Source organism: Falsigemmobacter intermedius (assembly GCF_004054105.1).
GTDB classification, from domain to species: domain Bacteria; phylum Pseudomonadota; class Alphaproteobacteria; order Rhodobacterales; family Rhodobacteraceae; genus Wagnerdoeblera; species Wagnerdoeblera intermedia.
Map to the genome: position 1 here is coordinate 179,539 of NZ_SBLC01000005.1, position 9,370 is coordinate 188,908.

10 protein-coding genes are annotated in these 9,370 nt (G+C 62.1%); 9 read left to right on the forward strand and 1 reads right to left on the reverse strand.

What is annotated here, in order from left to right:
• Window positions 1-6: 6 nt before the first annotated feature.
• Window positions 7-1,428: a metalloprotease TldD gene (tldD, locus tag EP867_RS05365; RefSeq protein WP_128487167.1), complete on the reverse strand. Its 1,422-nt coding sequence runs from the start codon at window positions 1,426-1,428 to the stop codon at window positions 7-9.
• 200 nt (window positions 1,429-1,628) lie between these two features.
• On the opposite strand from tldD, the gene coxB reads away from it, so the two are divergent.
• The 9 genes from coxB to EP867_RS05410 all read left to right on the forward strand — a co-directional run bounded on the left by coxB (window position 1,629) and on the right by EP867_RS05410 (window position 9,113).
• On the forward strand, window positions 1,629-2,528 hold the full coding sequence (gene coxB / locus EP867_RS05370) for a cytochrome c oxidase subunit II (RefSeq protein ID WP_128487168.1): 900 nt from the start codon (window positions 1,629-1,631) through the stop codon (window positions 2,526-2,528).
• Between the two features lie 62 nt (window positions 2,529-2,590).
• Window positions 2,591-3,535 carry a heme o synthase gene (cyoE, locus tag EP867_RS05375; protein WP_128487169.1) on the forward strand — a complete coding sequence of 315 codons (945 nt, stop codon included), beginning with the start codon at window positions 2,591-2,593 and terminating at the stop codon, window positions 3,533-3,535.
• 2 nt (window positions 3,536-3,537) lie between these two features.
• On the forward strand, window positions 3,538-3,726 hold the full coding sequence (locus EP867_RS05380) for a hypothetical protein (RefSeq protein WP_128487170.1): 189 nt from the start codon (window positions 3,538-3,540) through the stop codon (window positions 3,724-3,726).
• Window positions 3,723-4,295 (forward strand): cytochrome c oxidase assembly protein, encoded by a 573-nt coding sequence (locus EP867_RS05385; RefSeq protein WP_128487171.1) that lies wholly within the window; start codon window positions 3,723-3,725, stop codon window positions 4,293-4,295. Before EP867_RS05380 ends, EP867_RS05385 begins: the two co-directional genes overlap by 4 nt.
• Before the next feature lie 21 nt (window positions 4,296-4,316).
• The gene (locus EP867_RS05390; protein WP_128487172.1) at window positions 4,317-5,117 is read left to right on the forward strand and encodes a cytochrome c oxidase subunit 3; all 801 of its coding nucleotides are present in this window, start codon (window positions 4,317-4,319) and stop codon (window positions 5,115-5,117) included.
• A 91-nt stretch (window positions 5,118-5,208) separates the two neighbouring features.
• Entirely contained in the window at window positions 5,209-5,868 is a 660-nt protein-coding gene (locus tag EP867_RS05395) for an SURF1 family protein (RefSeq protein WP_128487173.1), read from the forward strand.
• A gap of 10 nt (window positions 5,869-5,878) precedes the next feature.
• Complete coding sequence (gene thrC / locus EP867_RS05400) at window positions 5,879-7,273, forward strand: threonine synthase (RefSeq protein WP_128487174.1); 1,395 nt, start codon at window positions 5,879-5,881, stop codon at window positions 7,271-7,273.
• Window positions 7,270-8,529 carry a M16 family metallopeptidase gene (locus tag EP867_RS05405; protein ID WP_128487175.1) on the forward strand — a complete coding sequence of 420 codons (1,260 nt, stop codon included), beginning with the start codon at window positions 7,270-7,272 and terminating at the stop codon, window positions 8,527-8,529. The genes thrC and EP867_RS05405 overlap by 4 nt, the downstream gene beginning before the upstream one ends.
• Complete coding sequence (locus tag EP867_RS05410) at window positions 8,529-9,113, forward strand: GNAT family N-acetyltransferase (protein WP_128487176.1); 585 nt, start codon at window positions 8,529-8,531, stop codon at window positions 9,111-9,113. Before EP867_RS05405 ends, EP867_RS05410 begins: the two co-directional genes overlap by 1 nt.
• The last annotated feature ends 257 nt before the right edge of the window (window positions 9,114-9,370 follow it).

Consider the following 9,370-nt stretch of genomic DNA (forward strand, 5'->3'; position numbering starts at 1 on the left):
TCGCGCTCAGGCTGCAGAGCCGCCGACGGTCAGCCCGCCCAGCAGCAGAGAGGGCTGGCCAACGCCCACGGGCACCCACTGACCGGCTTTGCCGCAGTTGCCCACACCGGGATCCAGCGCGAAATCATTGCCGATCCCGCGGATCAGCCCCATGGCGGTCGGACCGTCGCCGATCAGCGTGGCCCCTTTCAGCGCCTCGCCGACCACGCCGTTGCGCACGCGGTAGGCCTCGGTGCAGTTGAAGACGAATTTGCCGTTGGTGATATCCACCTGCCCGCCGCCAAAGCCGACGGCGTAGATGCCGTCTTTCAGATCGGCCAGCATGGCTTTGGGATCATCTTTCCCGTCGATCATGAAGGTATTGGTCATGCGGGGCATCGGGATATGGGCATAGCCCTCGCGCCGGCCATTGCCGGTCGGGGCCACGCCCATCAGCCGCGCATTCTGGCGGTCCTGCATGTAGCCGACCAGAATGCCGTCCTCGATCAGCACGTTGCGCGCAGAGGGCGTGCCCTCATCGTCGATGGTGACCGAGCCACGGCGGTCCGCGATGGTGCCGTCATCGACGACGGTGACGCCGCGGGCGGCCACCTGTTCGCCGATGCGGCCCGAGAAGGCCGAGACGCCCTTGCGGTTGAAATCGCCCTCAAGGCCATGGCCCACCGCCTCATGCAGCAGCACACCCGGCCAGCCGGGGCCGACCATGACATCGAACTGCCCCGCCGGAGCGGCCACGGCGCCCAGGTTCACGCCCGCAATGCGGATCGCTTCGCGCACAACACCCTGCCAGTGCTCACGCTGCATCAGACCGTCAAGCGTGATCCGCCCGCCGCCCCCCGAAGAGCCGGTCTCACGGCGGCCGTTCTCCTCAAGGATGACCGAGATGTTCAGCCGCGCCATGGGGCGGATGTCACCGATGCGCAGCCCCTCGGGGCGCAGGATCTCAATCTCCTGCAGTGAGGCGGCCATGGAAGCTGTCACCTGAACGACACGGGCGTCAAGCTCACGCGCGAAGCTGTCGATCTCGCGGAGGGTCTCGACGCGAATCGCAAACTCCGAGCCCGAAAGGGGATTTTCATCGGTGTAAAGGCGACGATTGGTCCCGGCGGGGGCGTCGGCAAGGGTGCCGCCGCCTTCTCCGACGGCGAGTCGTGCGGTTTCAGCCGCGCGCCGAAGGGCGGAAATTGAGATCTCAGTCGCATGGGCATAGCCCGCCACCTCACCGCGTACGGCCCGAAGACCGAAGCCTTCTGAGGCGTCATAACTCGCCTGACGGATGCGCCCGTCGTCGAGCACCAGGGCCTCAGAACGCTTGCGTTCAAGGAAAATCTCGCCATCATCGGCCCCCGACAGGGCCTCCCTGAGAACGGCGAGTGCCTCGGCCTCGTCGAGGCGGGTCTCAAAGGGACGGAAGCGATCCTCAGCCATCGGGATACCTTTCTGCTGGTCTGCACATGTCCTGACTGAGAGCAAGCTTTGCCACTGTCAACGATGGTTTCGCTTGTCCCGGGTGCGACAATATGGTTTCTCCCCTGGACAGGAACAACGGGATTCTGCCTTTTACAGGGGAGGGTCTGCGCTAAGCGGCAGATTTCGCCGCACCACGACGGGACGTACGGGATTTTAACATGCGTTTTGCAACCACTCTTCCGGCCAGCCTGACCGCAGTGGCGGCCGTGCTCGCCGCACAAGCTGCATCGGCTCAGGACAGCCTGCCGGTGGTCGGTCGTCCGGTTGATAAGGCCATTGGTTTTCAGCCGGCTTCAACCGAACTGGCCCGCGAACTGCAATGGCTGGACGGCTTCATTCTCTACATCATCACCGCGATCACCATTTTCGTGACCGGCCTGCTGATCTGGAGCATCGTGCGCTACAACCGCCGTGCGAACCCGAAGCCCGCAACCTTCACTCATAACTCGCCCATCGAAGTCGCATGGACGGTTCTGCCGATCATCATTCTGATCGTCATCGGTGCCTTCTCGCTGCCGGTTCTGTTCAAGCAGCAGGAAATGCCGGCGGCCGATATCACCGTGAAGGTGACCGGCAAGCAGTGGTACTGGACCTATGAGTACCCCGAGCATGAAGTTGAATTCGACAGCTATATGATCGGCGCTCCGGCGACCGGCGGCGACAACCGTCTGACCGCTGAAGTTGAGCAGCAGCTGATCGATGCCGGTTACACCAAAGAGGACTTCCTGCTGGCCACCGATACCGCAATGGTCGTTCCGGTCGGCAAAACCATCCTCGTTCAGGTGACGGCGGCAGACGTGATCCACTCCTGGACCATCCCGGCCTTCGGCGTGAAACAGGACGGTGTTCCGGGTCGCCTCGCACAGCTGTGGTTCAATGCCGAGAAAGAGGGCATCTATTTCGGTCAGTGCTCGGAACTCTGCGGCATCGCCCATGCTTACATGCCCATCACGGTGAAAGTCGTCTCGGAAGCGGAATACGCCGCCTGGGTTGAGCGCGCGAAAGCCGGTGAATACGCCTATCTGCCCAAAGCCCAGACCCTCGCTTCGGCGAACTGAGCCAAACTGACTGACGGAGGTCCGGGCCGCACTTCCTGCGGCCCGTGACGGGAGACGGAAGAATGACTGATCTGCGCGCCAGCGAAATGACTCATACCGCCCCCAATGAGGCGGGTTTCGGTGACTACGTCGCTTTGCTGAAGCCGCGCGTCATGTCTTTGGTGGTTTTCACCGCCATGGTGGGCCTTCTGGTGGCGCCGGTTTCGGTGCATCCCTTTGTGGCGGCCACCTCGATCCTTTTCATCGCATTGGGCGGCGGCGCGTCGGGCTCGCTGAACATGTGGTATGACGCCGATATCGACCGGGTGATGAAGCGCACTTCCTCGCGTCCTGTGCCCTCGGGCCGGGTGCAGCCGGGGGAGGCGCTTGGTCTGGGCCTTGCGCTCTCGGGGATTTCGGTTCTGATGCTGGGACTTGCGGCCAACTGGTTTGCCGCCACCTTCCTCGCCTTCACCATTTTCTTCTATGCCGTGATCTACACGATCTGGCTGAAACGCTCGACGCCGCAGAATATCGTCATCGGCGGCGCCTCGGGGGCCTTCCCTCCGATGATCGGCTGGGCCTGCGCCACGGGCGGCATCTCGATTGAGAGCGTGATGATGTTCATGCTCATCTTCTTCTGGACGCCGCCGCACTTCTGGGCCCTGGCGCTGTTCATGAACGCGGATTACGAAAAAGCCGGCGTGCCGATGCTGACCGTGACTCACGGCCGCAAAGTGACCCGCAATCATATCCTTGGCTATACCGTGGTGCTGGCCCCGATCGCGATCGGCGCGGCCTTCACCTCCATCGGCGGGCCGCTGACCCTGGCGGTGGCGCTGGTGCTGAACGCCTGGTTCCTGATCGGTGCCTTCCGCATCCGGAAACGCGAAGAGGCGGTGGCAAAGGCTGACAACTATGCGGCTGAGCGGAAATTCTTCCGCTTCTCGCTGGCCTATCTTTTCCTGCACTTTACGGCCTTTATGGCCGAGGCAGCCCTGAAGGCTGCCGGATACGGCGGATGGTAATCATGAGCGGTAAAACCTTTTTCACCCCTGAGCATGAGCTGCATAAGCGCCGCTTCAGCCGCAATATGGGCCTTGGCCTTGTGCTGGTGGGTTTTGTGGCGCTGGTCTTTGGCCTGACCGTTGTTAAGGTGACCCGCGGGGAGCTGCAGGAAACCTATTCGCAGCAAAACCACAGCGGTGCGCAGCCATGAACCAGAGCAGCAAAACGGCACTCCAGCTGGGCGGTGTGGTGGTGCTGATGGCATCGCTGTCTTTCGCAGCCGTGCCGTTTTACGACTGGTTCTGCCGGGTGACCGGTTTTGGCGGCACCACGAACCAGGCCGCCGCAGCGCCGGATCAGGTGCTCGACAGGGTCATGAAGGTGCGGTTTGACGCCGGTGTTGCTTCGGGCATGCCCTGGACCTTCCGTCCGCTTCAGCGGGAGATGGAGATCCGCATCGGTGAGACGGGTCTGGCCTTTTATGAGGCACATAACCCCACCGACCGCCCCGTTGCGGGCACCGCAAGTTTCAATGTCGCCCCCTTCTCGGCGGGCAGCTTCTTTACCAAAATCGACTGCTTCTGCTTTACTCAGCAGATTCTGCAGCCCGGTGAAACCGTGCAGATGCCGGTGACCTTCTTTATCGACCCGGAACTGGTGAACGACCGCGAAGCCAAATTCGTGCGCGAGCTCACTCTTTCCTACACATTTCACACGACAGACCTGCCCGCGGAGCAGGCGGCCCTTCAGCCGTCTGGTACCGGAACGGTGGCCAACTGACGCAAACGAGGGACAAGCGTAATGGCTCACGCAAAGAACCACGACTACCATATTCTGCCGCCATCGAGCCTGCCGTTTATCGCAGCCGTGGCAACCTTCATTATGCTCTTTGGCGCCGTGCTGTGGATGAAGGGGATGACTCCCTGGATGTTCGCCATCGGTTTCGTCGGCGTGCTTTACGTCTTCTACGCCTGGTGGGCCAATGTGGTTCATGAAGGCCAGACCGGCGACCACACTCCGGTGGTGCAGATCGGCCTGCGCTATGGCGTGCTGCTGTTCATCATCTCGGAACTCATGTTCTTCGTCGCATGGTTCTGGAGCTTCTTTAAGCATGCGCTTTACCCGATGGGGCCGGACAGCCCGATCCGTGACGGCGTCTGGCCGCCGGCTGGCATTGAAGTGTTCGATCCCTGGCACCTGCCGCTGATCAACACGCTGATCCTGCTCTGCTCGGGCGCAGCCTGCACCTGGGCGCACCATGCCATCGCCCATGAGAACAACCGCAAAGACATGATCAACGGCCTGGCGCTGGCGATTGTTCTGGCCGTGTTCTTCACCTTCTTCCAGGCCTATGAATATACCCACGCGGCCTTCGGCTTCTCGGGCAATATCTATGGCGCCAACTTCTTCATGGCGACCGGCTTCCACGGCTTCCACGTCATCGTCGGCACCATCTTCCTCTTCGTCTGCATGGTGCGTGCGATGAAGGGCCATTTCACGCCGCAGCAGCACGTTGGTTTTGAGGCCGCTGCCTGGTACTGGCACTTCGTGGATGTGGTCTGGCTGTTCCTCTTCGCCGTGATCTACGTCTGGGGCCGCTGATCTGCTGAGGCAGGGCTTGCCCCTGCCTTCTGCCCAAGGCAATAGTGCGCGGACCCTTTCGGGTCCGCGTTTGACTTTTCGGGATGCCCTCATGCTGCGCCGTCTGATCTTTCCCGTCCTGCTCGGGCTTGCGGGCTGTGCGATCCTGATTTCGCTTGGCACCTGGCAGGTGCAGCGGCAGATCTGGAAGAACGGCGTGCTGGCGGGGATTGAGGCGGGGATTGCCGCCGATCCCGTCGCGCTGCCCCCCGAAGGGCAGGGGGAAGTTTATCTGCCTGTTGCGGTCTCGGGGCGGCTTACGGGGGAGTATCTGCGGGTGCTGGTCAGCCGCAAACAGATCGGTCCCGGCCACCGCATCATCGCCGTGCTGGACACGGGCGAGCGCCGCGTGCTGGCTGATCTGGGCTTTATCCGCGACGGCGCGGCGCTGCCTGAGATTGCCGGCGATCACAGCTTCGCGGCCAACCTGCACCGCCCGCAGGAAGTCGATGCCTATACCCCCGCGCCCGACAGCGCCGCGAACCTCTGGTTTGCCCGCGATGTTGAGGCCATGGCGCAGGCGCTGAACACAGAAGCGACCTTTGTGGTTGCCCGCGAAACCGTTGTGCCGGGGATTGAGGCGATGCCGCTTGATACCTCCGGCATCCCGAACGACCATCTGCAATATGCCATCACCTGGTTCCTGCTTGCGACTGTCTGGGCAGGGATGACAGGGCTTCTGATCTGGCGTATTTCGCAACGCAGAAGCTGAGGAGAAGGCCATGCAGTATATCTCAACCCGCGGCAGCGCACCGGTTCTGGACTTTGGCGGGGCGATGATGACCGGCCTTGCGCGGGATGGCGGGCTTTATGTGCCCGAGCATCTGCCGAGCTTCTCGAAAGATGAGATCGCCGCGATGGCAGGTCTCTCTTACGAAGAAATCGCCTTCCGCGTCATGCGCCCTTTCATCGGTGAAACCTTCAGCGACGACGAATTCAAAGGCCTGATCGCCGCCGCCTATCAGGGGTTTGAACACGCCGCCCGCGCGCCCCTGAAGCAGCTGGCACCGAACCATTTCCTGCTGGAGCTCTTCCACGGGCCGACGCTGGCCTTCAAAGATTTCGCCATGCAGCTCATCGGTCAGATGATGCAGGCGGCGCTGGCAAAATCGGGCAAGCGCATCACCATCGTGGGGGCGACCTCCGGCGACACCGGCTCGGCGGCGATTGAGGCGTTCCGCGGCCTCTCGAACGTCGATGTTTTCATCCTCTTCCCGCATGGCCGCGTGTCGGAAGTGCAGCGCCGCCAGATGACGACGCCCTCGGAATCTAACGTCCACGCCCTGGCGCTGGACGGGGATTTTGACGATTGTCAGGCCCGCCTGAAAGACATGTTTAATCACTTTGAGTTCCGCGATGCTGTGGGCCTTGCAGGGGTGAACTCAATCAACTGGGCGCGGGTTCTGGCCCAGGTGGTCTACTACTTCTCCTCGGCTGTGTCGCTGGGCGCGCCGCATCGCACCATCGATTTCACCGTGCCGACCGGCAACTTCGGGGATATCTATGCCGGCCATATCGCCCGCTCCATGGGCCTGACCATCGGCAAACTGGTGATTGCCACCAATCAGAACGACATTCTGCACCGCACGCTGGAAACCGGCGTTTATGAAACCCGCGGTGTGGCGCCTTCGATGAGCCCCTCGATGGACATTCAGGTCTCCTCGAACTTTGAGCGGTTGCTCTTTGACGTGCTGGACCGTGAAGGGGCGGCCGTAGCCGATCTGATGAATGATCTGAAAACCACCGGCAAATTCACCGTGCCCCAGGGCGCGCTTGAGGCACTTCGTGCAGGTTTCGCCTCAGGCCGCGCTTCGGAAGAGGAAACCCTTGCGACAATCGGCGCCACGCTGAAAGCCTCAGCAGAGCTGATTTGCCCGCATGGGGCGGTTGCAGTGAGGGTGGCGGAAGCCCATCTTGGGGAAAACCCGATGGTGACCCTTGCCACCGCGCATCCGGCGAAATTCCCCGATGCGGTGGAAAAGGCCTCGGGCATCCGCCCGGCTCTGCCTCCGCGCATGGCCGACCTGTTTGAGCGGCCCGAGCGTGTGACGCGGGTGCCGAATGATCTTGCCGCGCTTGAGGCGCTGGTCCTTGAAACGACTGGACATAACGTATGATCCGCATTGAGACGCTGCCCAACGGGCTGCGCATTGCAACGGACGCCATGTCGTCGCTGGAAACAGCGGCGATTGGTCTTTGGGTGAACGTGGGTGCGCGTCACGAGACGCAGGACCAGAACGGCATTGCTCACTTCCTTGAGCATATGGCCTTCAAAGGCACGGCCCGCCGTTCTGCGCTGCAGATTGCCTCAGAGATTGAGGATGTGGGCGGCTATCTCAATGCCTATACCTCAAACGAAAGCACGGCCTACTATGCCCGTGTGCTGAAGGCCGATGTGCCGCTGGCTTTGGATGTGATCGCTGATATCACCCTCAACCCCGCTTTTGAGACGCGCGAGATTGAGATTGAGCGCGGCGTGATCCTGCAGGAAATCGGGCAGATGCTCGACACGCCCGATGATGTGGTCTTTGAGTGGCTGCAGGAGACGGCTTTCCCGTCGCAACCGCTGGGCCGTTCGATCCTTGGAACATCCGAGCGCGTGGGCGCCTTCGATGCCAATGATCTCAAGCGCTTTGTCGGTGCGCATTACCACCCCGGGCAGATGATTCTTTCGGCCGCGGGTGCGGTGGACCACGACGCCATCGTCGCCCAGGCGAAGGCGCTCTTCGGTCACCTTGAGGCGCGCCCGGTCAGCCCCTTTGAGCCTGCGAAATTCTCAGGCGGTGAGCGCCGTGAGATCGAAGATCTGGAGCAGGTGCATCTGGCTTTCGCCTTTGAGGCGGAGAGCTGGCACTCAAAAGACCTGCATGTTGCCCAGACCTGGGCCGGGGCGATGGGGGGCGGCATGTCCTCACGCCTCTTCCAGAAGTTGCGCGAAGAGCATGGCATGTGCTATACGGTCGATGCCCAGGCCGGAGCCCATGAGGACACCGGGCTGATCACCGTTTATGCGGGCACCAGTGCCGAGCAGGTGGGGGATCTGGCGCGCTATACCATGGACGAGCTGAAGCGTTCGGCTGAGGATCTGACCGAAGCAGAAGTCGCGCGGATCCGCGCGCAGCGCCGCGCAGGTCTGCTGATGGGGCTTGAAGGTCCCTGGGCGCGCACGCAACATATGGCCCGGATGCTCGCACTTTATGGCAAAGTGCCGCAGATGGGGGAAATGGTGGCCGAGATCGACGCCGTAACGCTGGACCGCGTGAAAACCTACGCCGGTAATCTCGCCATGGGCGGGAAGATGGCCATGGCGGTCTATGGTCAGGCGGAGGCCACGCCCTCGGTGGAAGAGCTGCGTGAAAGGCTTGCTCACTGATGCTGAAGCTGCGCAGACGCACCGTCATTGAGACCCCGCGTCTGACGCTGCGCCTGCCGCAGCAGGCTGACCATATGGCCTGGAGCGCTTTGCGCCAGGCCTCAAAAGCTTTTCTGACGCCCTGGGAACCGGTCTGGGCTGAGGATCACCTCAGCCGGCGGTCCTTTTCCAACCGGGTCTCCTGGGCATTGCGCTCAGATGCCGAAGGCTCGGGGCTGCCGCTCTTTGTGATCCGGCGCGAAGATCAGATGCTGATGGGCGGGATCACCCTTGATTACATCCGCCGTGGTCCGGCGCAGTCGGGCACCATCGGCTATTGGATGGGCGAGCCCTTCACCCGCCACGGCTATATGCGCGAGGCGATTGAGGCGCTGTCGCATCATGCCTTCACGCGGCTTGATCTCAGCCGGATTGAGGCGGCCTGCCTGCCGGAAAACACCCCGTCGCGGGCTTTGCTGGAGAAATGCGGCTTCAAATATGAAGGCGTGGCCCAGGCCTATCTGCAGATCGCCGGGCGCTGGCGCAATCACGTGCTTTATTCGCTGCTGCGGCATGACCGTCGCGGCCGGGTTCTTCCGGGCTGATATCCGGCATTGAAGCCAACGACATAAAGCGCCCTCGGGCGCTTTCTTCGTTTTCGGCTTTCGAAAAAGGAAAAGGCGGCAGTCCCAGGGAGGAGGAGGGGACTGCCGCCGTTGACGATCGGCCCGGGAGGAGGAGGGGCCTTTCGCGGTGGCAGCAACCCCAGGGAGGAGGAGAGGGCCGCTGCCGAAGCTCAGGGTCCAGGGAGGAGGAGGGACCCTTTCGCATTTCTGGTGCGCGTTGCACCGGTATTTTTGTG

What these genes read in the sequence shown, in the direction of transcription:
- tldD (WP_128487167.1), bottom strand. Translation starts at nt 1,428, where the DNA reads ATGGCTGAGGATCGCTTCCGTCCCTTTGAGACCCGCCTCGACGAGGCC.
- EP867_RS05385 (WP_128487171.1), top strand. Translation starts at nt 3,723, where the DNA reads ATGAACCAGAGCAGCAAAACGGCACTCCAGCTGGGCGGTGTGGTGGTG.
- EP867_RS05395 (WP_128487173.1), top strand. Translation starts at nt 5,209, where the DNA reads ATGCTGCGCCGTCTGATCTTTCCCGTCCTGCTCGGGCTTGCGGGCTGT.
- cyoE (WP_128487169.1), top strand. Translation starts at nt 2,591, where the DNA reads ATGACTGATCTGCGCGCCAGCGAAATGACTCATACCGCCCCCAATGAG.
- EP867_RS05410 (WP_128487176.1), top strand. Translation starts at nt 8,529, where the DNA reads ATGCTGAAGCTGCGCAGACGCACCGTCATTGAGACCCCGCGTCTGACG.
- EP867_RS05380 (WP_128487170.1), top strand. Translation starts at nt 3,538, where the DNA reads ATGAGCGGTAAAACCTTTTTCACCCCTGAGCATGAGCTGCATAAGCGC.
- EP867_RS05390 (WP_128487172.1), top strand. Translation starts at nt 4,317, where the DNA reads ATGGCTCACGCAAAGAACCACGACTACCATATTCTGCCGCCATCGAGC.
- EP867_RS05405 (WP_128487175.1), top strand. Translation starts at nt 7,270, where the DNA reads ATGATCCGCATTGAGACGCTGCCCAACGGGCTGCGCATTGCAACGGAC.
- coxB (WP_128487168.1), top strand. Translation starts at nt 1,629, where the DNA reads ATGCGTTTTGCAACCACTCTTCCGGCCAGCCTGACCGCAGTGGCGGCC.
- thrC (WP_128487174.1), top strand. Translation starts at nt 5,879, where the DNA reads ATGCAGTATATCTCAACCCGCGGCAGCGCACCGGTTCTGGACTTTGGC.